This is a genomic window from Calditrichia bacterium (assembly GCA_020634975.1).
GTDB lineage: Bacteria > Calditrichota > Calditrichia > RBG-13-44-9 > J075 > JACKAQ01.
Genome location: JACKAQ010000002.1, coordinates 309,276 through 332,440, shown reverse-complemented (window position 1 = coordinate 332,440; position 23,165 = coordinate 309,276). Strand labels below are relative to the sequence as shown.

The following is a 23,165-nucleotide window of genomic DNA, read 5'->3' as shown; positions in this document are numbered from 1 at the left end:
GCTCTTCATAATCAAAAAAATGGGGAGTTGGATTGTTTCTACAAAATCTACAATTGCACGGCACCATTTCATTAACTTCCAAATTATTGAAATCTTCATGTATTTCTTGAATTGATTTCCGAATAATATCTAAAAACCCTTTTATTCTCTCCAGTTAATTGAATAACTATTTTACGATCAAAGTATAGTTCTTTTACTAAAGCAAAAGTTTTGTCGAAGTTAAGAAGAACCCCATAACGCCAATTTTTATTTTCAAAAATATCTTTATTCCTTTTGACAATAAATCTAGTAAGAATACCTTTAGGCATAAACCTATATCTATATTCAAAAACAAATTGTCTTGTAAACCAGGTACATTCGTATTCGATTTCATCTACAGGTAATAGTTGAGGTGCCAAATAGGTTTTATCATCAAACTTAAAGCATATCTCAAATTTTTTGTCTTTCATTAAAGAAAGCAGTTCTTTTCTTTTAAACCTATATTTGTCTTCTTTCCATATGTCCATCAAGTCACTATCTGTAAATTTGCCATAATTTTGTTTTAACAAGTGTATTATCTAACACTTTATACACCCCATCTGTGACCCATTCATGATCTAGAAAAACAGTATCAAATAGCTCAATATCATCTTGAAAATGAAGAAAGACACCTAAGTCGTGAAAAAAACTACTAAGATGCAAAGCCCGTTTTTCATTTAGACTATAAGAAAGGCAGATATCCAGATATTCTTGGTAAGAGATATATTCCATTTCTTGTTGAATATATTGTAGTTCTTCACGTATCCGAACCCATACTGCAGGTAAAGCTGTACTGATATGTGGAACATGCACAGGATTTGTTATAATCCTTTTAATCTCACATTTTAATGACTCTATAGTATCTCTATAATTAGGAATACAACTAATTTTTCTAAATTCGATAATATTTTTAAACGCTTTTTGATATTCATTAATCGGTAAATCTTTAGTCGGTTGATCACATTTATTAAGTGTAATTATTACTGGACTTTTATCGCCAAGAAGTTTAACAATATTCAGCCAATAATAAAAATCTTCATGTTTATCCTCTTTGCGTGATTCTGTTACTAAAATATAAACTGATCTTTTTGTAAGAAAAAATTGATGAGTGGCGTGATAAATTTCTTGACCTCCAAAATCCCAAATGTTTACTCGAAATTCTTTATCAATTTCAATACCTAGTTCCTCAAACTCTTCAGGTTGAATCAACCATGGCTGAATATCTATACCTTCAGTTGTATGTTCATCCTCCAAAATATACTCTTCATTACTTAATGATTTTGCTATTGATGTTTTTCCTACTCTTCCTTCTCCGATTAAAAGAAGCTTTATTTCATAAAGAAAATCTTCTTCATCTACAATTTCTGCTAGAAAATTGAATAGCATATCAATATTGTTTACTGAGTTGTAAATTTCTGGAGCAAAAGTGCTCAATGGATTTCTACCTAATTCTAGAAATTCTAGTTCATTTAGATTCCTTATTTCAAAAGGTAATTTTTCGAGAAAGTTGTTTTCTAAATCAAGGTGTTTAAGATTTTTAAGTAATCCAATATGGCTTGATATTGATTCTAAATGATTATCCCATACTTCTAATTGTTCTAAGTTCTTAAGTTTTGAAATATTGTCAGGTATTACTTGAATAGCATTGTTACTTATATCAAGGTATTTTAAATTTTAAGTTCAAATAATTGGTTGGGCAATTTACTAAAATTATTACCACTTAAACCTAAATATTCAATTTTACTAAAGTTTTTTAAACTCACTGGTAGGTGATGAATACTGTTGTCAGAAAGATTCAAATATCTTACTTCTTTAAGTTTTGTCAAATCATTTGGAATGTATTTTAACTTATTACCACTTATATCTAAATATTCTAAGTGTTCCAAATCCAAAATCTCAAGCGGTATGTTTTGTAACCCTACATTAACTAAGAATAACTTTACGACTCGTTTTTCTGAGTTGATTTCATAACCTCTTGCAGGCCATTCAGGATCTTCAAGTGGTATTAGTTTATACTTTAATTTTTTTTTCCAATACAGAAATAACCTTTAAATCAGCATTCATTAGTCTATCCTACATAATGTCAATTAATATTCGAATGACAACATTTTGCAACAACCAATAAGAATATATTAGCTCTTACTTTTATAACTCAATAAATGAATCACCATGTGGTTATAACTATATATATTAGATACTTCTCTCAGACATTCTAAACCGACTTTATTACTTGACAAGATATCTTTATAGTCAAATTAAATGATATTATTTTAAATTTTCCGAAAAAATTTATGTCAAAAAGTTTTTGTTGTAGAATTCCTCAGGATCAGTTTTTTTATATATATTAAATGTCCGCAACCTCTGTAAAGAAAATATTTAAATCTATCATGATATAAAGGAAATTTTTCAAGTTCATGACAATCTTATTTTCATCACTATAACATCCTTGGAGTTGTTAAAAATTATCTGATATACATTCTCAAAAGTCTTTTGAAAATTCAGAATAACATCGCCATTTTTTTTTTTTTGAAAGATATAGTCTGAAAATGCACAAGCAGAAATAAGCGCAATTCTGCATAATGCTTTGGTTAACAGTAGTATGACCACACCTTCTGTATAATCAAAAAGAAATATGTATTTTTAATAATTGATATGATTTGAGACAAACTTTTCAAACAAATTAAATTAAATCTACACAATTACTATTTTTTCACCAAATCGTATCTGGAACCTTCAGCAAGTTTCTTATTCACAAAAACCTCACTTTTACAAACTTTCCTCAAGATGCCGATACCCGGCATGGTAGCATTTGGCTAAATTTTTGATATAATATCATTCTATGGTGTCCAGTTGTTTGGGTGTTAGCCTGCGGTGGCTGGCAATAATGATTTTGTAAAATTCCTTATGGCTGAGCCGGTTGAGCCTGGGCGCAACACCTCCTGTTGGTATGTAATACACTTTGTTAGGGTGTATAATAAAATCGTATAGCTCGATTTTTGAAGTGATGTCTAGTTTGCAGGAAAGGCAGCAAGCTTAAGAGCGGTTATATCCATTGTTTTAATTAGATTCATTTTTTAGAAAGTTGATCTACAAGAGAAAATATTGAGCTTACAGCTCCAGTTGCCATTGACTTTATAATTCTTGATCTCGAATCTTCTTCTTTGATATGAACTAAGTTTCTGAAATTTCTTACAGCATTTGAAAGATCTGTATTTGCGGGTTTTAACAAATTGTTATTTTGGCATTCTTTTATATAATCAATAAATCTGATTGACTTTAATTCAATGCCTTTATAGAGCAAATATTGTCTTAAAATTTCCTCAATTACACTACCTGAGAGGATAATTGAAGATTTAGTAAATCCAAGTTGTGATAAAACAAATGCATCCGCAACATCACGTAAAACAATTTTTTCTTATATACGGATCTGAAATAAATCGAATTTTTCTTGCAAAAACAGGTTTGCTAACTTCATATTCATTTTTTATATCAAGCCAAATATTTTTTGGCATCATATTGAAAATCTTGTTTATTTCTAATTATGGCACCTACATTCTTAGATAATTTTTTTAGGAGATGGTGAATAACTATTGAAAAATTCTTCCATTTCTATTTCGATACCTTTGTATCTCATTATTTTTGAATACATATTTTTGGGTTTATTAAAACTAACTTCATAGCAACCAAATTCGTTACTATTAAAATTTCCTCCTTGAAACATTCCACCATTAACAACAACCTAAGCCCTATTTTAACATCATTCTCCTCAATATCTAAAGCAGATGCTATTTGGCTAGAGTGTATTTTCTTTATTCCATAATGAGTTGTAATAATATTTTTAATTCACGAGCAATTTTTTCACAAACCTGCAGTAGAAAATGCTTCGGATTTACATACCATAATCCAAGAAGTGTTGGGTGATCATACCAAATAGCAAATTTTTCGAGATTATCAACACTAAAATCATCTCCAAGTTTATTCCACAATTCAACATGTAATACGTTTGTATCATATTTACTATATTTCTTTTGTTCAACAGCTTTTAAATACACTAACTCAGCTTCTGAAAATGCGTATCTTTTAAATCTAAATTTATTCATTTTATAATCTTAGCTTAGAATAATTTTGTTTTAGCGAAGAAACTTGCTAAAAGTTATTTGTTCTTAACCATTTAATATGCCTTGAAATCCCATCAAGGTCTGGAAACAAAAAGGCTTCATGAATTCCAAATCTGTTTAGCCTCTTTTTATATCTTTTCTTAGATCATAAGAAATATATACTTTTGAAATTTCATCTGATTCAAATGGTTTATAAGGATTTGGATGAACTGTGAACAGACCTGATTGAGAATTAATTCTTGCACTCCAATACTTTGGAATATATCTATGAATTTTTTCTAATTTTAAAAGGGTCAAAATTACCATCGAGATCAGATTTTTGCTTTGGATTGAAAACATAGATTAATGAGTTATTTTTTTTCTTCATTAACATCAAACTCATCTTTAACTGCAAAATATATAGCTACTAGAGGATTCCTTGTCCAGTCAAGTAGTCGAGTTGGAATACCATGATGTTGGGCTATGGATAATAGTTCTATGTCATTGTTAATATGATCTTTAATAAATGAAAATGCTTTTTGTTTAAATAATTTTAAAAACAGTAATTCATCTTTTAGAGTAAAGTTATTGTTTTTATATATTTTACATCTTCCTATTGATGGGATCAACTGATATGATGATTTTCTAACACCTCTGTAAATCAAATTTTGGGTGTTATCTGACCATTCATTTAGCAATATAAATAAGCTTTCAATGTCGTCAATAAGTCGCATATTATCCTTTTTGAATAAGACTTGCTATTTGATCTGTGTAAGCTTGTAAAACACTGTAAGAAATATCTGTATCAGCATAATCAGCAGCTATTTTAATTTCTGGAGGGAAGATACCCTCAAGCGAAGGATTTGTTTGCAAAGCTAGTTTGCGGATTTTATTATAATCTTCAATAAAAAAGCTTAACGGTGGGAACATTCTTCTCTCAGATTCCGTCATCTGTTTCATTGCTTCGAGATTTGCCTTCGCTTTATTTTTTTTTATTAATTCATTTTCATATGACATAACTATCCTTTCCGATTTCATCGGACAACATTTCTTCAAGTTTTGATAAATATACTTCTTTTTTATTTTTTAGATCAGCAAGTTCAGAGGCTGTAAACTGTCCAACTCTCAATTTGGCATCAACAATTTTGACGAGATCATTTAATACGTTGATTTTAAGAGTTTTATCGATTGCTTCAGTTTGTTTAGCTAAACTCATTTCAGTTTTTGTTTGAGCATCAGCAGATCGCTTCAGCTCCCCTCTCGTTAATTCAAGTTCATATCGCTGATATTTCAATTCTTTTCTTTGAAGTAAAATAGTAAATATTACCCCAGCAAATGCAAATGCAGTAAATAATGCGTTAATACCCCCAAAAAAGATCACCTGTTAATCCTTGATGTTCGATATTAGGAATCAACCATTTTAAAATAAAATACCAAACTGCCCATAGGATAAATGCAATAAACAAAAAGAAGTAAAACAACTTCATGCTTTCATTCATATAAGCATTGTCATCTTTATCTTTTTTCATTATTTCACCTTCATTATATATTTTGATGTCTCAAAATCGTTGTAATTCCCAAAACAATTAAAGCGAATAATGCGACAAGTAGAATTTTACTTAACATGCTACAACTCTCTTTTTTGATCCTCACGGATACTTGGTTACAAAACAGCCAATTTCGCCGGCTTCATTTTGTATGTCAATCAATTGCAGCACGCAATTGTTATTGTTGAAAGGTGCGAAAATTTTTGTGTTTACTGATTGAGAGAAATTTCTGTTTGAATGCGACTAGAGTGAACCACCTTACACCAGTAAGGTAAGAACACATCATTTTGTGAATCAAAAACTCAATAATGACAGTGAAATATAGCAGAAATAACAGTTTAGACAAACAAAAATCTAACGATGTTTAAACAAAATACTACAAAAAATCTGGATTCCAGCAATTATAGATCATAATATTGCGTAAACAACCATTAATATAATACTGTTGCCTCCTCCATAGGTTAATCCCCCTCGAAGCCAGGCTCCCAATCCACACCCAACTCATTCACTTCCAACCACCGGTGAAGCCCGGTGATGCCGCAGCACCAGAACGGCGGTCACAATAAACGGCAGGGTTGACAGGGTAACCCGGGCATTCAGGCTGATCAATCCGATGATAAACATAAACACCAGCAACACCCCGACCCCGCCCATTCCGGCAAAGGTCAGCCATTTGTTAGGCGCTCGCTGAAACAGGGTAACCAGCAGCAGCAATTGCCCGCATAACGGGAGCACGGTAAACGGGTGAATGGCAGATCCGGGTTGAGTGAACAGCTTTTCGATGATGTCAATCTCACCCCTGCCACAGGAACATGCTGTTGCCGCCGCCCCATTCGAGGTATCCCATAAATGAGGTCAGGATCAGCGCGATATTCAGGTATTTACTGTTCATGGCTGCAGCTCATGCGTTTGAAACGTTTATACTTAGTAACTGAGGTTATGCATCAACAGTTTTTTCCCACCGAGGCACGGAGAATCACAGAGAAGATGCTTTTCTATAAACATTACACTCCTCCGGAGTTTCGCCTGCTAACACAACTGAATTTTATCTTCAAAACCGCGTAGCGGTGTAATGTTTGTAGACTTTTTGATAGCCACGCGATGCTCCCCAAACCCCGTAGGGATGATGACATGATTTGTTCCCAATCCCTTTACCCTGACTTGTGGGTAAACCTGAGCTCAGGAGAGGGGGCAGAGGGTGAGGTCCGAAATGAACGAATAATTCAATATTTTAAGCTTTGTTATTTCTCAAAATTACTCACGAACCAATAAATTCTCTGTGCCCCTCTGCGGCTCTTGCCGAAGGCACCACTTCGTGGGTGGCAAAAACAGTGGCAAAAATGCGTGACGTCAGGTTTTCCCTCACGTTGCCCAAAAATGTTTTTATAACTTTCCGTTCAACATCTCTGTGCCCTCCCTAGCTCATGCCGAAGGCACCACTCAACATCTCTGTGCCCTCTGTGGCTCCGTGGCAAAACGGTTAGGCACTCCGCAAAATCTTCTCCATCTTGCGCCCTTTCGCCAATTCATCCACCAGCTTGTCCAGATACCGCACCTGTCGGGTAATGGGATTTTCGATATCCTCCACCCGATAGCCGCAGATGACGCCTGTGATCAGGTGGGCGTTGGGATTTAATACCGCTTCCTGAAAGAATTTCTCAAAGGTCGCTTTTGCTTCAATAAGCGATTTTGCAGCTGTTGTTCATCATAACCGGTCAGCCACTCAATGACCTGGTGTAATTCTGCTGTCGTTCTGCCTTTCTTCTCGACTTTGGTAACATAGTGCGGATATACCGAGGCAAATGTCATGTTGGCAATCCGTTCATCGTGATGGCTTGTATTGCTCATATATCAAATGACTCCTGTCTTGTTTTCTGTCATATCCTATGGAGCGTATACAGATCCAGCCGCTACCCCTTTGTTTGATGTCTCACTATTTTCACAATACGGTTATACACAATTTCCGATAAATTCCAGTTGTATCCGTCAAAATTAGTAGTGTTCGTAAATTGAATGACCACCGCATCAATGTCTTTATGGTATTCTGCGATACTCTGGTAACCGGGAATCAACCCCGTATGCTTATATTTGTATATTGAGGAATAAATCTCCTGTTCCCCTTCATCAAACAATGAGCCATCGTTTAATGCCCGCAGGAATATGCCCACATCTTCTGCCGTTGCGATCAATGAGCTATAGTCAGTCGTCTTGATATCCTCCGCAACGCCAACGTAGTACCCGCTCATCAGGTCGTCCATGTTGATCTCATGTATCGATCCGAACGTGTTGCTTAGCCCGAGACGGTCCAATATTGCCGCTTTTATATACTGGAAATGGCTTTGCCCGGTTACCTTTTCAATAAGCATGGAAATCAACATATAATTCGTGTTTGAATATTCATAACTTTCCCCGGGCTTAAAGTTAGCCGGTAAATCCAGCACCCGCTCAAGCGCTTCCTGCCTGTTTTTGGGTGGATTTGTCCAAAAACTTGGGATTTCTGTCATGTTGGGAATACCGCTGCGATGCTGCACCATCATGGACAGGGTTATTGTTTCGGCATTTTCAATTCGTCCCGCCAGTTCCGGAAAGTAATCGGCAAGCGTTTTATCCAAAGACAACCGTTTGGCACCGACCAGTTTGGTGATCGCAACCGCATCATATAGTTTGCCGATGCTGGCAATCTTGAACAAGGCATGCGGATCGGCGGGTATTTTGCTTTCCCGGTTTTTCCAGCCGGCAGCGTAAAAAGCAGGCGCTTTTCCGCCCTGATCGACATAAACAATAATGCCGTCAAACCCAAGCCCGATGGCTTCATTGACTTGTTCCTGAACCGTATCCGGCAGCGGCTTTATCCACGCCTTTACCAACGGCCAGGGCACATAAAACAGGGAAATGATGGTGCCAACAAATAATACGATTCTGATAATAAGGATGGTTTGTTTTTTTGTCATGTTTTATCAATACCTTATTTTTTTGGTAAATGATGCGCCGCGCTGAATTTAAGCCATTGACCCTCTACGAGGGTCGGACACCTGTTTTGTAATACCGTGACTACAATAATGGAACATCTACGATGTTCCGCAACCTTATCTGGCGCTAAAAAATCCCCGGAAGGGTGACATACATATAGCCAATTCGATTCTTGCGCCCCTCTCCTTCAAGGAGAGGGGTTGGGGTGAGGTCCGTTGCTTAGTGCAATTAGCCCCATCAGTGGCGCCTGTTAACATCTATAGCTAATGCAGATAATAAAAATCAGACAAACCCCGGAGGGGTGACATGATTTATAGCTCGACAATACCCGCTGAGGTTGTGTCAAAAGAAGAAATTAACACGAAGGGTAAAAGGGCCCCGGAGGGTGCCGGTGACATGTTTATAGCCTTTATAATTCCTCAACACAAAGTCCGCACCTACGGCGCTACAACCCATCGGTAAAAAAGAACTGGCATCTACAAACAGGTCACATCTACCGCGTTTTACAACACAAAACAATTTCGATTCTTGCAATCACCGCTCTTTTCTTTAAAAGGGGGTTCTGGATGTATCCCGGTCCTATGCGCTTTCGCACTGCACCGGAAGCGACCGGAAAAAGCCCAATGATGCACTTTATAGTTAAAACCTTTATAGCACCTATGCAGATAACTCGTGAATTACCAGATAAACCCAGTGAAAATCGCGTACATTGATTTAGAGAAGCTCGCTGCAAACAAAGCAAATTCAACAATAAACCCCCCGGAGGGTAACATATTTAAATCTGGTCCAGAAATACCGCTGCTGCGCACAAAACCCCGGAGGTATCAGACATGTTTATAGCCTTTATAATTTCTCAACACCAGACAACCTACGGCAATGACCAATGCAATTAAACGCGTTGAAAAGCGCCTGGGACTCTCCTTTAAGGAGAGGGGTTGATCTTTCAGTCCGTTGCTTTGGGCAATTAGCCCATCACCAGCGAATTATTGCCGGCAGCTAAGCAGCATAATAAAAAGGGCAGACAAACCCCGGCAGAAAGTTTCTTTAGTTCTTTAAACTCGACAATTTCCGGCATTTAAAAGTGAAAAACAGAGTATTTTTATTACATTTTTCTATAACAAAAGACCAAGCTATTGGCTATCTAACCCCGGTTCTGTTAATAAACATTTTAACTTAGCAGCTCAACTTTGTGTCCACTTTTTTTACGATACCAATGTTTATAGCTCGACAATCCCCAAAACCTTTAAAACCCCGGAGGGGTGACATGTTTATATTATTATATTTCAGGGGCAATTGTCCAAAACGGCAAACCCATCGGAATAAACATTTCTACAAACAAACCCCGGAGGAGTGACCTGTTTATTGCCAGACCTTAGCCCGTATTTACCACAGCCGATCTTAACAATCGCCTATAAATTATTCAATATTCTTTTTATTTTAACTCTTACGGAAGCACTTTCGCTTGCACAAAAAACACCCTCGCAAATCCGTTTAAATTCATCCCTAAACGCCGGAATTACCTGCACAACCTCGAAACAGGCTTCGTATGCAGCCGCTTTTACAAACTTGTTATCAGATGTAAGCAGCTTCCGTATTTCCGGTTCTATCTGCCTTGCGAGGTGTTCTGTTAATTGAATTTTTGGGATGATTTGAAGGATGTGAAGCCGGCTGCCCCAATCCGTTAATGCGTCAAGGTTGTTTAAAATCTGTTCAACCTGAACCTGCGTCAATGTTTCGCCGGCGTCACAATAATGCTTGATCAGCCAACTTGCCGGAAGTTCTGATGGCGTATTGGTCAAATACAGATCAATCAATAATTGGATAAAGGAAGGATTGTGGATATTAGCGCGATAAATGCTTTTTAAATAGTCCGTATGTTTTTTGTCCCATTTAAACAGCAGGTTTTCGAGGTGTTGTTTATCCATAGCAAATTAATTTACGGTTTTGCACCCAACAACAATTGTCCGCACCCACGGCGCTCAATTGTCTTGGGAATTAACATTTCTACAAACAGGTCACGCCTACGGCGTTTACTCAACAAATGCAATTTTGATTCTTGCCCCCTCTCCTTTAAGGAGAGGGGTCGGGGGTGAGGTCACGTTGCTTTATAGCTGTTAGCCCCATTAGGGCATACTTTCTGTAAAGTAATATAAAAAAACCAAACCCAAAACCCCGGAGGGGTGACATGTTTATAGCTAGACAATACCTCTTGCGCCCAACCCAAAACCCCGGAGGGGCTGACATGTTTATAACTCTTTCATCCACAAACAGGTCACACCTACGGCGTTTTTTCAAACAATACAATTTCGATTCTTGCGCCCCTCTCCTTTAAGGAGAGGGGTTTGAAATGAGGTCCGTTGCTTTGTAAATTAGCCCCGTCAGTGGCGTACTGTCTGTAGCTAAGCAGATAATAAAACCAGACAAACCCCGTAGGGGTAACATGTTTATAGCTCGACAATACCCAAAACACCCCAAAATCCCCGGAGGGGTGACATGTTTTCTGCTCTTTCATCTACGATGTTCCGCAACCTTATCTGGCGCTAAAAAAATTCCCGGAAGGGTGACATACATATAGCCATTTCAATTCTTGCGCCCCTCTCCTTTAAGGAGAGGGGTCGGGGGTGAGGTCCGTTGCTTTGTGCAATTAGCCCCATTAGGGGCGTACTGTCTATAGCAATTCTCAATAAAGGTTAGTTTCATTTTTGTTAACCGCCCACAAAGTGGTGCCTTCGGCAAGAGCGCGCAAAGACCGCTGAGAATAAAACTAACAAAAAACAAACACCTCAGGGCTCTCTGCGCGCTCAGCGTTCTCTGCGGTTAAGCCGGTTTTTCAGCTCAAATCAATCCAACACCCATAAAACGGTTAATACCGTTCACCAACGGTTGTTTGAGGGGTATTTTCTTCAATTTCCGCAAGCTCCGCAGGGGTTAACGCCACTTGAAATGCGCCCAGATTTTCTTCCAGCCGATGAATTTTCCGGGTACCCGGAATGGTCGTGATATCATCGTTCTGACTCAATATCCAGGCTAAAGCAATTTGCGCTTTGCTAACACCTTTGCGTTGCGCCATTTGGTCAATAACCTCAACAAACTTTACATTTTTCTTGATGGCTTCATCCGTAAAACGCGGATTGTTTAACCGAAAATCGCCGGGTTCAAGATCAGCACGGCTTTTTATAGCGCCGGTCAAAAATCCTCGTCCCAGAGGGCTGTATGCCACAAAAGTGATGCCCAGTTCTTTGCAAACATCAAAAAGTTCATTTTCCGGTTCGCGACTCCACAGGGAATATTCGGTTTGCAGGGCAGTTATGGGGTGAACGGCATGCGCTCTTCTGAGGGTTTCCGGATCAACCTCGGAAAGTCCAATGGTTTTCACCTTTCCCTGTTTGACCAGCTCCGCCATTGTTCCTACAATTTCTTCGATTTCCACTGATGGGTCTTTTCGATGCATGTAATACAAATCAATCACCTCGACGCCCAGATGCCGGAGACTGTTGTCACATGCTTGCCGGATATATTCCGGCTTGCCGTTCAGTCCAAGAAACTCACCATTCGGCCCACGCATCACGGCAAATTTGGTGGCTAAAATCAGGTCATTCCAACGCCCTTTAAATGCTTTTCCCAGCAATCGTTCATTCGCCCCGGAACCATACATATCTGCCGTGTCGAAAAAATTGACCCCCATGTCAAGCGCTTTATGCAGGGTTTTGATAGATTCTTTCTCATCAAACGAGCCATAAAATTCAGACATGCCCATGCATCCGAGCCCGATACGGTTTACTTCCAGCGTGCTGCGTCCTAATGTTGTTGTTTGTTTCAAAATATTCCCCGGTTAAGATATTTATATAAAACTGATTTTTTTTTGGTAGTGGCAGGTGCAGAATAAAATCACTTGTCAGCGATGGGGCTTCGACATATTTCCGAACAGTTAACAAAGCTGCCCTTAATATATTTAGCCCCCTTTATATTTTCAAGACATAATTCTGCTAAATTCCCTCCTTCCAGTTCCAGGCAACATCCCACCTCGTTCCAGGCTCCTGCCTGTAACCATCTCGTTCCAGGCTCCTGCCTGGAATGCCGTCCCATCTCCCACCTCGTTCCACCTCGTTCCAGGCTCCTGCCTGGAACGCTTTGTTTCCAGGCTCCTGCCTGGAACGCCCCCACCTCGTTCCAGGCTCCTGCCTGAACGCAGTCTAATCATCCGCGCTCCTCCGCGAAAATCCGCGGCAAATACCGGAACGCAGATGTTCGATCCCTACGCAAAATCCCCGCAGAACCATAGAGAACAAAACCGACTGTAATTATTGATGTTTTAAAATCGAAGTGATTCCCCAAACCACAAAAGCGATAAATGCAATCAAAATGATAAAAGATACCATAATGCACCTCTTTCCTTGGCAGGTTCTCAATACAAACATTTGTTTCCGGTAAAACCGGTAAAAGCTTGTATATAAATCAATTGCGTGAAGCAATTGGAGTTGTTAAAAGGTGCAAATAAAGAAAGAAGAGATGACGTGTTATAGCCACGTATGTGGGCGTATAGCAGAAATCTGGAAACAGGACAAAAAACAAGTCGGAATGAGACGGTTAAAAACCTGAATTTGATTACACAACAATAGATAAGTCGCTTATGATTTTATACAAGGAAAATCAGCATCGTCACCCACAAACACAATATAACCCTGTGCCAAATTATTAAACAAGTAAAGAGCAAACTTCATCTCCACCGTAACCCCGTAACCACAAAAACGTCTTCCCCACCTCATTCCAGGCTCCTTCCAGGAATGTCATTTGCTCCCACCTCGCTCCAGGCTCCTGCCTGGAATGCAGTTTGCTCTCAACCTCCCACCTCCCCACCTCGTTCCAGGCTCCTGCCTGGAATGCAGTTTGTCCCTCCTCGTTCCAGGCTCCTGCCTGGAACGCTGTTAAATCATCCGCGCTCCTCCGCGAAAATCCGCGGCAATTAAAACAAACAGATACCCATCTCCCAACCCCTTTCTCTTGAAAAAGAAGGGGCTTTTTATGCCTCGTTCCAGGCTCCTGCCTCGAATGCCATTTGTTTCATCCGCGCCCCTCCGCGAAAATCCGCGGCAAACACCGGAACGCAGATGTTCGATCCCTACGCAAAATCCCCGCAGAACCATAGAGAACAAAACCGACTGTAATTATTGATGTTTTAAAATCGAAGTGATTCCACACAAAAGCGATAAATGCAATCAAAATGATAAAAGATACCATAATGCACCTCTTTCCTAGGCAGGTTCTCAATACAAACATTTGTTTCCGGTAAAACCGGTAAAAGCTTGTATATAAATCAATTGCGCGATGCAATTGTTGTTGTTGAGCGGTGCAAAATGATAACAGAAGAGATGACGTGTTATCGCCACGTATGTGGGTGTATAGCAGCAATCTGGAAACAAAACAAAAACGTGTCGGAATGAGGAAGTTAAAAAACCTGAATTTGCGTTCACAACTGTAGATACGTCACTTATAATTTTACACAAGGTAAATCAGTATCGTCACCCACAGATACAATATAACCTGTGCCAAATTATTAAACAAGTAAACAAACATCACCCTCAGCGGTAACCCACTATCCGCAAAAACGTCCTCCCCTCCTCGTTCCAGGCTCCTGCCTGGAATGCTGGTGCTCCCTCCTCGTTCCAGGCTCCTGCCTGAAACGCCGTCCCATCTCCCACCTCGCGCCAGGCTCCTGCCTGGAAATCCGTTATATCATCCGCGAACATCTGCAAAAATCCGCGGCAACAAAGACAAACAGATACTCATCCCCCCCAACCCCTTCTCTTGAAAAAGAAGGGGACTTTTTATACTGCCAGGCTCCTGCCTGGAACGCCGTAAATCATCCATCCGCGAAAATCCGCAGCAAACACCGCATCGCACATATGCGCGACCCCTGCGCGAATCTGCGCCGGGATTAATCCATTTCGGGCAGCGGTGTATCCGGCGTGCTTTCCGGCAATTCCGGTTCCTGAATATAGGCTTCGGGCAGTTTGCCGGTCAACGATTTCAGGAAACTCACAATCGCTTTGCTGTCTTCATCGGAGAGGGTTTGATCGAGCTGGTATTCCGCCATCATTTTAACCGCCGTTTCCAGATCTGCAATGCTGCCATCGTGCAGATACGGCGCTGTTTTTTCAACATTGCGCAAACTGGCAACCTTGAATTTGTCTTCGTCCAGCTCGTTATGGGTTGCCAGCAGGCGTCCCGGATCTTCGTTGCCGGGCCAGTTGTTGATCAGCCCAAGCTTCTGGAAAGCGTTGCCGCCGAGATACGGTCCGTTGTGGCAAGCCACACAACCAACTTCCACAAATTTGATAAACCCGTTTTTTTCCTCATCGGTAATGGCGGTTTCCTTGCCGTTCAGGAATTCATCCCAGCGCGAGGGGGTAATCAGCTTCCGCTCAAACGCGCCGATCGCTTTAGCCATATTGTCAAAAGTGATGGGGTTTGGCTCATCCGGGAAAGCTTTCCGGAAAGCGTCCACATACCCGGGCATGGATTGCAGGGTTTTCACTACCCGGGCTTCGCTGGGCATTCCCATTTCCACCGGATTCAGCACCGGTCCTTTGGCTTGTTCTTCCACATCCATCGCGCGACCGTCCCAGAACTGCGCGATATGTCCGGCAGCATTATACACCGTCGGCGAATTTCGGGTGCCGGTCTGGTTTTTGTGACCGGTAGAAACCGGGGAATTGTCCACGCCATAAGTTTTTAAATCGTGACAGGAATTACAGGAGAATTCATGGCTTTTGGAGAGGCGTTTATCGAAATAGAGCATGCGCCCCAGCTCGATCTTCTCCGGTGTCAGCGGATTGTTCTCCGAAATGACGATATCCGGTAACGGCTGGTAGGGATTGAGTTTTTCCGCCGGGATGTTCACTTTGGATACCGCCGGCTGCTGCTGATTTCCGCAGCCCATCACGAAAAACACAGCCAGCATAAGTGTTAATGCCAACAAAGGTTTTTGAGTCATGGTATTACTCCGTTTCTTAGTTGATGCATTTGGTTGTTGAGCTGTTAGCTGTTAGCTGTTAGCTGTTAGCTGTTAGCTGTTAGCTGTTAGCTGTTAGCTGTTAGCTGTTAGCTGTTAGCTGTTAGCTGTTAGCTGTTAGCTGTTAGCTGTTAGCTGTTAGCTGTTAGCTGTTAGCTGTTAGCTGTTAGCTGTTAGCTGTTAGCTGTTAGCTGTTAGCTGTTAGCTGTTAGCTGTTAGCTGTTAGCTGTTAGCTGTTTTGTTAGCTGTTAGCTTTTAACTTTCTTTCAACTTTCAACTTTTGTGAAATAATTTACAGACAATATATTCAGGCTTCATAGCGATAATTCATTTTCCGGCTTAAATTCGGCGTGTCGAACGATGTGTCACCATCACACAAATACATAATGGAGCATCAAAATTGAAAAGAACATCCTCTGGATAGACGGTTTGGGCGCAATCGCCGCCGGAATTATTGTGTTGTTCCTCAGCGCATGGTTGAGCAAATGGTATAACTTGCCGCAGGAATTTATCATCTTCATGGGTGCGGTAAATCTCGCTTACGGGTCATATTCAACACCGTTAGCCATGTTAAAAAGCGCAGTAAACGACTCATCATCATTTTGGTATCGGCAAACGCGGTTTGGGGTTGTCTCTGCTTTATATTTTTGACGCATTTTATGGAAACGATATCCATATTCGGCATCATGCATTTAATGGGAGAAGGATTGTATGTGGGCGGATTGGCATATCTGGAATGGCAATGGAAAGATGACCTGATTAGATGGTCAACCGTATAGAAATCTTTTTAGAAAAAATTCGTCCGTCATATTTCTCAGGTGCGGGAATCCTTTGGGTAGGCTGAGCGTTTTAAACCTGTTCTGGCTGCAAACACCCAAAGCCATCCGGCATAACAACTGAGTAAGAAAATCTGTATCCAGAATGGGGTTGAATCGGTTGCAGCACCTGTTATAGCATCAAAATCGGTTGATACGGTATTGTAAATCAAGCCGACCAACGCTACCAAAGCGGATAACAAGATGGGTCGAATGATCTCCGGCTGTTGAGAACCTGCATATAAAAATGCAGACCAGCCAAACGCCAGAAAAGCAATGATGGTATCCTGGTATTGGTAGGACGGAATGTTGTAATACACAAATAAACCGGGGATTTTGGTGCCGGTAAAATGAGCAATGGACACACAACAAAAATAGACAGCTCCGGCAAGTAAGGCGTATTTCAGTATGGTTTCATTATTCATGTATCGTTCCGGCGCGACTTCCCAAACCATCAGGTGCAGTTCACTAACTTTATTCCGTTTTATTTAATGCTTAAGCAGTTCGCTTTTCTTTTTTGATTTCCTCATTTATAAAATTCATTTTTTTATTGATCAGTAGTTTTAACGTATTTTCAAGTGATTCCATGCTCAATTTTTCTTTTGGAACGAAATCGGTTGCGCCGGATTTCAACGCATCTAATAACATATCAAGACTATCATGATTTGAGATTAAGACATACGAAGCGCTATGAGCAATTTTATTCATAGACTTTATCAAATCTGTTCGAATATAACCATCAAGCTGATAATCAATAAATACAATATCCGGTTGACTTTTTTCAACCTTTTGCAAGCTTTCCTGACCGCTTTGGGCAACCTCGATGTTAAAATTCCAACTTTTTAACCGTTGAAACAGGGTTGACATCAATTCCAGATCATCTAAATTATCATCAACCAGCAGAACATTTAATTGCTTGATTCGCTTTTTTGTTCGAAGAAGCGAACGCTTGACAACTTCATCCAGTAAATTGATCGATAGTTTATTTTTTACCACAAAATCATCTATGCCGTATTGAATGGTCTCAGCCAAGATAGACTCAGTTGCATAATCGGTGACTAAAATTAAATCCGGTTCGGGATTGTGTTGTTGTATCTTTCGTATAACTTCCAGACCGTTCAAAGTGTCTAATCTATAATCAACAAAAACAATCTGTGGATTCCACTGTACGGCATTCACAATGCCATCTTCTGAAGTATTTGCCCATTTTATATTCAGGTTGTAAAAAGTTAATTTGCCTAATAGTAATGATAATAATGTGGCATCATCCTCATTGTCTTCAATAATTAAAATTCTGAGATTTTCCATTTGCTCCATAATCTCCTAAATATTTGTGCAGCAAATAAGTTCTATTAGAATACGAGAACCATTAATTACTGTCAGATGTATTAAAATTTGAAGACAAAAAATGTAGGTGATTTTAAAAAAATTTTAAAACGTATCGTTTAAACGGATCGGTTGTTTGTTTTTAACCACGTAATAAGTATACTTTATGTTTTACAATAAAGCAACTTGAGTTTTTGTGAAAGCAATTTTGTTCATCATTAATACGCTTCAGAAAGCGGCAGCGGTTGAATATTTGCCTATTTATTTTCCTGAAAGACGCAATTTTTGACGTCAAAAAGTTACCGTGTTAGACTAAAACGGCGAAAATTCTAAGTTATTAACTGATGTTACGCGGTGACAAAAATTCGGTTCGCACATGTGCGAACCCTACAATAGCAGCGGTTTTATTCGTAGGGAACGCATACATGCGTTCCGCTGTTACTTCGGCATATCTCAGGATGCTGATTTATCGATAATCGGATGTTTTGAGTAACATCAGTACATTTATACTTTAGCCCTTACATTCGTTATTTATGTTTCCACATATATTTAAACCATACTCCGGAAGAACCAATGAAACATCCACTGCTGCTTATCTGCCTGATCTTGAGTATCCCGTTATTTGGCGAGGAAAAAGTAAAACCGGACTATAGCAAACTGGGTCTGGAAGGCGGGACTAAAATTGAGTTTAACATACCGGATATTCACCGCAACCAGCCCTATTTGAGCGATGCCGCCTATCGGTTTACGCTGACCCCGAATTACACCATCTGGCCATTCAAGGAAGACAAGGTATGGGGCGAAACCGGTATTTCCGTCGGGTATATCGGCGTTTATGATTTCTATTTCGGCACAAAAGATTCCGGTCCGGTCATTTCCCGAAAACAAAATCCCCTGATCTACCTGTTCACAGAACACGCCGTAAATCCCTACAAAGTGAAAGCCATTATCGGGCTCGGGCACGAGTCCAACGGACAGTTTATTTCCAATAAACGATCATACGAATACTTCAAACAGGCATTTGCGGACAGCATTCACGGACCCGATGTTTCCGGGGACAACCTGAAATATTATCAATACAATGTGGAAGACTGGGCAAGTATGGGCTGGAATTATTTATACACGGAATGGGTGCTCAAAAAGCCGGCGATTTTGGGCACCAACGCCCTATTATCGGTCAATATCCATTTGCGGTGGTTTTTTAAACACGGCACGCTCGATCCGGGAAACCAGAATCTGGAAGATAATATTTTCTACGATCCGGAGCTGGATGGCAAAACCACTATCCGGGATTATGACGGTTTTCGCTATAGCATCCATTGGCAGGGCAACAGCCGCCATTTTAATGTCTGGCGGGAACATTTTCTGGTCTATGATCCATCATTCAGCATCGGTTTCAGGCACGGGTATTTAACATCCGATTTTCACCCGAGCTTTTGGGCAAAGGTGTATCTCAAACTATTGGGATCGCTGCCGGTTTTTTATCAATTCGATAACGGCTATGGCAGGGATTTAAGCAATTATCCTTATAAATTCACCAGCCACGCCATCGGCGTTGAAATCAGCATGCGGTGAGAATATGCAGTCACAAATTGCGAAGCCCCGCTTCCGGGTTCACAGCCGAACATTGCCATTTCCAAACAGCCGGAACTAACGGTTGTTTACCCTGCCATCCTCTCAAAATACTATCCAGCCGATTGGCAAATGCTTCCCGGTCGCTCATGCTGAACGGCTGCGGACCGCCGGTATCCACCCCACTCATCCGCAATTCTTCTTTCATATTCCGCATCAACAGGGCATCGTTTACGTTTCCCTGCGTAAACAGCTTGCCGTGCGGGCTCAGCGCCAGCGCGTTTTTCTCGATGATTTGTTTCACCAACGGGATATCCGCCGTAATCACCAGTTCACCGGACTGGACCTGCGCAACGATGTAATCATCCGCCACATCAAAGCCGCCGGGCACCTGTATCGCAGAAATAAAATCGGAGGGCGGCACCCGCAGATATAAATTCGACACCAAAACGATCGGTATTTTCACCCTTTCCGCCGCACGAAACAGAATATCCTTGATCACTTTCGGGCAGGCATCGGCATCAACCCAAATTTTTCTGGCTGCATTTTCAGACATTGCGGTTTCCTGCTTTTTTCCGGTTTCCGGCTTTTGACTTTTGACTTTTGGTATTTGGTATTTGGTATTTGTCTTCAGTTATGTGCGCAATCATGTTTCTCAATCGCGCAGTGTCACTTCCAATGTGCGAAGTAATGTTTCACTACCGCGCAACGTCATTTCAGATGTGCGGGTCGATTTTTTACAACTGCGCAGCGTCAGTTCCGATTCGTGTAATGATGTTTCTCAACAGCGCAGCGTCACATCAGATGTGCGCAATGATGGCGCACAACAGCGCACAACCACATCGGTTGTGCGCAAACAACCATCTGCTTCCGGCAATTATTAACTCGAAATGTGTTTTTTTCTCGGTGTTCTCCGTAACGCCGTGGCAAATAAAAAACAGCGTGCCAACTGCAATGCTCAGCTCTTTTCCTCAGCGCCATTCGGCGAATGCATTTCCACCGGAAACGGTTTGGTGGCCGAACCAACATAAATAGACCGGTGCGGGAAGGGAATTTCGATGCCTTCTTCCTCAAATCGTTTTTTGATGGTTTCATACATTTCGTTACGTAACGTGAGCCATTGTGCGCTTTCCGCCCACACCGCAAACCGGATGTTGATGGACGATTCGCCAAATCCTTCAAAAATGATCAACGGTTCCGGCTCCTGCAGGCAGCGGGTGTTTTTGTCGGCAATCTCTTTTAAAACAATTTTTACACGATCGAGGTCTTCTTTGTAAGCAACAGACAGCATTAAATCCGCCCGCCGGATCGGGAAACGGGTAATGGTCGTCACCTGGCTTTTGAGAATGGTTTCGTTGGGGATGCGCACAAACTGGTTTTCAAATGTCCGCAGCTTTACCGACAGTGTATCGATGGAAAGCACCTGCCCGACCGTTTCACCGATTCGAATCACATCGTTAACCACAAAGGGTTGTTCGGCAATCAAAAATATCCCGCTGATCACGTTCGAAACGCTCGTTTGCGAAGCGAAACCCAACGCGATACCGGCAATACCGGCAGCGCCCAACAGCGGCGTCAGCTCGAAACCGAGCTCCCGTAAAATCATCACTGTTAAAATGACGATACCCGAATAGCGAAATACTTTCCCGACAATCATCCCCTGCTGCGGATTAAACTGATGGGTAACATAGCTGCGCAACCATCGGCCAATCATAAATACTAACGGGAATCCCAACAGCAACAGCAGTGTTACGCGTATCGTTAACGTCATTCGCTCCGGGGACATAAATCCGGATAAATCAAATCCCAAAATGTTCATGCTGCGCTCCTATCGGTGTAGAAATTCCAGTTTGGCGAAATCTTTTATTGAATCAAACGTTTTTGCGGTAACACTTCGGTGCGAGCCGAGTCGCGCCGGCGTAACCAGTTTTGCACCGCTGCTTTCCTGTGGTACTTTTCGGGAATAATCAATATCGCTGATGTTGTTGTTTCCCTGGAAATAAATTTTGGTTTCGTTTGTCCAAAACCGTTCGTTCTGCTGATACAAATTCAGCCGGTCAACGCGGTGGCACAGTTTATCCACCAGCAATTCATCTTCGGATTTGTTGAGAATCTGTATCGGTGATACTGCCAAAAATGCACGCTCATTTTCAAATAGCGCTTCTTTCCGGGCAGATGTTGTCAGCGAATAGCAAATTTCCCCATCAACAAAACCACCGAACCAGGTTTTGGAGAGTTGCATCGTCGGCAGTTCGATCACCTGATTGCCATCCAAAACAATCCCGACCCATAGCGGCACACGAACATAAATTTTGGTTTGCACATTTTGCACCACACGGAACGGATGTTCCGTTTTGACCACCACCGGTAAGTTGGGTAGCATCGGTTTAAAATGCAGCTCCGGCGGTAATTTTTTGAGCGTCCAGCGCTCCCATTTTAAATCATCGGGCTGCTCGGCAATTTCGGTTTCGCTGTGATGATGCGCGATCCACAGCTCATCGTACCGGGTTTTGAGCCACACATGCAACGGCCCGAACCGCCACAATTTTGTTTCAATTTGCGGTAATTCTTGCTTTCCCCAAAAACTGATCGCTGTTGTCATGCCCGTCCTTTTGTTTATTTCGCAGATTTAAATTTAGCAAAATTGTTTGGCGAATGTCAAAAAAATGAATAGTTTATGCAATGTAGAATAAAGGAGCATACCAATGAGCCGTAAATCCCGCAGAAAATCGAAAGTTGGTTTACCCCCCGGCAGCATGGTTTATACCGGCAGCAAAAGAACTGATAAAATTGACATTCAAATAATCAACTATAAAGAAGACTTTTACGAAAAAATAGATCACGCAACGGTTGAGCAGGTGTTGTTGTTTAAAGATACGCAAACGGTAAGCTGGATCAACATCATCGGTTTGCACGATATCAATTTGATGGAAAAAATCGCTGAACACTACAACATTCACCCATTGGTTGTAGAAGATATTCTCAGCCCGGGTCAACGCCCCAAAATTGAAATTTTTGACGATTTTGTATTTATTGTGGTAAACATGCTGCGCATGTCGGATGATCGCAAACAAATTTTATCCGAGCAGGTAAGCATTATTTTGCGAAATGATGTAGTCATTACTTTTCAGGAAATTCCCGGCGATGTGTTCGATCCCGTTCGCGAACGCATCCGGCTGGCGCGTGTTCGCATCCGCAAAAGCGGCACAGATTACCTCATGTATGCCCTGTTGGATGTTATCGTGGATAATTATTTCCTCGCGCTCGAAGAGCTGGGAAACGATCTCGAATCGGTTGAAGAACAAGTGCTCAACGGGCATGATGCAGAGGTGATCCAAAAATTGTTTTACCTGAAACGGCAAATCATCGAGATTCGCAAATCTGTGTGGCCGCTGCGCGAAACGGTTACCGTGATCCATCGGCAAGAGGTGCCCCATGTCCGGAAATCAACCGAACGATACATCGCAGATTTATACGACCACATCGTGCAAATTATCGAAACTGTGGAAAATTATCGCGAATCAACCGGCAGCGTGTTGGACACCCATTTTTCGATTGTCAGCAACCGAATGAACGAAGTGATGAAAGTGTTGACCATTATTTCCACGATTTTTATACCGCTGTCTTTTCTCGCCGGCGTGTATGGCATGAATTTCGATACATCCCAACCGATGAATTTGCCGGAACTCGGCTATCAATACGGCTATTTGACGTTTTGGGGCGTTTGCGTTGTTCTTGTGATTGGGCTGCTGTTTTATTTTCGCAACAAACGCTGGCTGTAATCTGGATGCTTCGGCTACTCTGAGCA

21 protein-coding genes and 3 pseudogenes are annotated in these 23,165 nt (G+C 41.1%); 4 read left to right on the top strand and 20 right to left on the bottom strand.

Translation table 11 applies throughout. The features are described 5' to 3' along the window. Window positions 1–95 precede the first annotated feature (95 nt). The 15 genes and pseudogenes from H6629_15730 to H6629_15660 form a co-directional block, all read right to left on the bottom strand. Entirely contained in the window at window positions 96–506 is a 411-nt protein-coding gene (locus H6629_15730) for a hypothetical protein (protein ID MCB9069244.1), read from the bottom strand. Between the two features lie 7 nt (window positions 507–513). Further along, a complete protein-coding gene (locus H6629_15725; protein ID MCB9069243.1) occupies window positions 514–1,452 on the bottom strand; it encodes a GTP-binding protein in 939 nt (312 codons plus the stop codon). Continuing rightward, window positions 1,450–1,674 (bottom strand): annotated as a pseudogene (locus H6629_15720) (hypothetical protein). Before H6629_15720 ends, H6629_15725 begins: the two are co-directional and overlap by 3 nt. 11 nt (window positions 1,675–1,685) lie before the next feature. After that, a complete protein-coding gene (locus H6629_15715) occupies window positions 1,686–2,057 on the bottom strand; it encodes a leucine-rich repeat domain-containing protein (protein MCB9069242.1) in 372 nt (123 codons plus the stop codon). A gap of 1,770 nt (window positions 2,058–3,827) precedes the next feature. Further along, on the bottom strand, window positions 3,828–4,118 hold the full coding sequence (locus H6629_15710) for a hypothetical protein (GenBank protein ID MCB9069241.1): 291 nt from the start codon (window positions 4,116–4,118) through the stop codon (window positions 3,828–3,830). A gap of 368 nt (window positions 4,119–4,486) precedes the next feature. Continuing rightward, a complete protein-coding gene (locus H6629_15705; GenBank protein MCB9069240.1) occupies window positions 4,487–4,849 on the bottom strand; it encodes an FRG domain-containing protein in 363 nt (120 codons plus the stop codon). 1 nt (window position 4,850) lies between these two features. Then, window positions 4,851–5,132: a hypothetical protein gene (locus tag H6629_15700; protein ID MCB9069239.1), complete on the bottom strand. Its 282-nt coding sequence runs from the start codon at window positions 5,130–5,132 to the stop codon at window positions 4,851–4,853. Next, the gene (locus tag H6629_15695) at window positions 5,122–5,496 is read right to left on the bottom strand and encodes a hypothetical protein (GenBank protein ID MCB9069238.1); all 375 of its coding nucleotides are present in this window, start codon (window positions 5,494–5,496) and stop codon (window positions 5,122–5,124) included. The genes H6629_15700 and H6629_15695 overlap by 11 nt, the downstream gene beginning before the upstream one ends. Beyond that, complete coding sequence (locus H6629_15690) at window positions 5,474–5,644, bottom strand: hypothetical protein (GenBank protein ID MCB9069237.1); 171 nt, start codon at window positions 5,642–5,644, stop codon at window positions 5,474–5,476. Before H6629_15690 ends, H6629_15695 begins: the two co-directional genes overlap by 23 nt. A 519-nt stretch (window positions 5,645–6,163) precedes the next feature. Further along, complete coding sequence (locus H6629_15685) at window positions 6,164–6,397, bottom strand: hypothetical protein (protein ID MCB9069236.1); 234 nt, start codon at window positions 6,395–6,397, stop codon at window positions 6,164–6,166. A gap of 745 nt (window positions 6,398–7,142) precedes the next feature. Continuing rightward, window positions 7,143–7,510: pseudogene (locus tag H6629_15680) on the bottom strand (DUF2200 domain-containing protein). Between the two features lie 62 nt (window positions 7,511–7,572). Then, window positions 7,573–8,613: a beta-lactamase family protein gene (locus H6629_15675; GenBank protein ID MCB9069235.1), complete on the bottom strand. Its 1,041-nt coding sequence runs from the start codon at window positions 8,611–8,613 to the stop codon at window positions 7,573–7,575. A gap of 1,428 nt (window positions 8,614–10,041) precedes the next feature. Beyond that, window positions 10,042–10,557, bottom strand: a complete 516-nt coding sequence (locus tag H6629_15670) for a hypothetical protein (protein MCB9069234.1) — start codon at window positions 10,555–10,557, stop codon at window positions 10,042–10,044. A 938-nt stretch (window positions 10,558–11,495) separates the two neighbouring features. Beyond that, window positions 11,496–12,389, bottom strand: a complete 894-nt coding sequence (locus tag H6629_15665; GenBank protein MCB9069233.1) for an aldo/keto reductase — start codon at window positions 12,387–12,389, stop codon at window positions 11,496–11,498. 2,178 nt (window positions 12,390–14,567) lie between these two features. Further along, the gene (locus tag H6629_15660) at window positions 14,568–15,626 is read right to left on the bottom strand and encodes a cytochrome-c peroxidase (GenBank protein MCB9069232.1); all 1,059 of its coding nucleotides are present in this window, start codon (window positions 15,624–15,626) and stop codon (window positions 14,568–14,570) included. A 411-nt stretch (window positions 15,627–16,037) separates the two neighbouring features. Between H6629_15660 and H6629_15655 the strand changes: the two are divergent. Further along, window positions 16,038–16,423 (top strand): annotated as a pseudogene (locus H6629_15655) (hypothetical protein). Window positions 16,424–16,458: 35 nt separating this feature from the next. Here H6629_15655 and H6629_15650 read toward each other — a convergent pair. Continuing rightward, window positions 16,459–16,884, bottom strand: a complete 426-nt coding sequence (locus H6629_15650) for a hypothetical protein (GenBank protein MCB9069231.1) — start codon at window positions 16,882–16,884, stop codon at window positions 16,459–16,461. 70 nt (window positions 16,885–16,954) lie between these two features. Next, a complete protein-coding gene (locus H6629_15645; protein ID MCB9069230.1) occupies window positions 16,955–17,776 on the bottom strand; it encodes a response regulator in 822 nt (273 codons plus the stop codon). A 582-nt stretch (window positions 17,777–18,358) separates the two neighbouring features. Between H6629_15645 and H6629_15640 the strand changes: the two genes are divergently transcribed. Beyond that, window positions 18,359–19,360 (top strand): hypothetical protein, encoded by a 1,002-nt coding sequence (locus H6629_15640; GenBank protein ID MCB9069229.1) that lies wholly within the window; start codon window positions 18,359–18,361, stop codon window positions 19,358–19,360. Window positions 19,361–19,370: 10 nt separating this feature from the next. On the opposite strand, the gene H6629_15635 is transcribed toward H6629_15640, so the two are convergent. Then, the gene (locus H6629_15635; protein ID MCB9069228.1) at window positions 19,371–19,913 is read right to left on the bottom strand and encodes a YaiI/YqxD family protein; all 543 of its coding nucleotides are present in this window, start codon (window positions 19,911–19,913) and stop codon (window positions 19,371–19,373) included. Window positions 19,914–19,953: 40 nt separating this feature from the next. On the opposite strand from H6629_15635, the gene H6629_15630 reads away from it, so the two are divergent. Beyond that, window positions 19,954–20,241: a hypothetical protein gene (locus tag H6629_15630; protein ID MCB9069227.1), complete on the top strand. Its 288-nt coding sequence runs from the start codon at window positions 19,954–19,956 to the stop codon at window positions 20,239–20,241. A gap of 74 nt (window positions 20,242–20,315) precedes the next feature. Here H6629_15630 and H6629_15625 read toward each other — a convergent pair whose 3' ends face one another. After that, on the bottom strand, window positions 20,316–21,143 hold the full coding sequence (locus tag H6629_15625) for a mechanosensitive ion channel family protein (protein MCB9069226.1): 828 nt from the start codon (window positions 21,141–21,143) through the stop codon (window positions 20,316–20,318). A gap of 42 nt (window positions 21,144–21,185) precedes the next feature. Beyond that, complete coding sequence (locus tag H6629_15620) at window positions 21,186–21,959, bottom strand: hypothetical protein (GenBank protein ID MCB9069225.1); 774 nt, start codon at window positions 21,957–21,959, stop codon at window positions 21,186–21,188. Between the two features lie 103 nt (window positions 21,960–22,062). On the opposite strand from H6629_15620, the gene corA reads away from it, so the two are divergent. Next, on the top strand, window positions 22,063–23,139 hold the full coding sequence (gene corA, locus H6629_15615; GenBank protein ID MCB9069224.1) for a magnesium/cobalt transporter CorA: 1,077 nt from the start codon (window positions 22,063–22,065) through the stop codon (window positions 23,137–23,139). The last annotated feature ends 26 nt before the right edge of the window (window positions 23,140–23,165 follow it).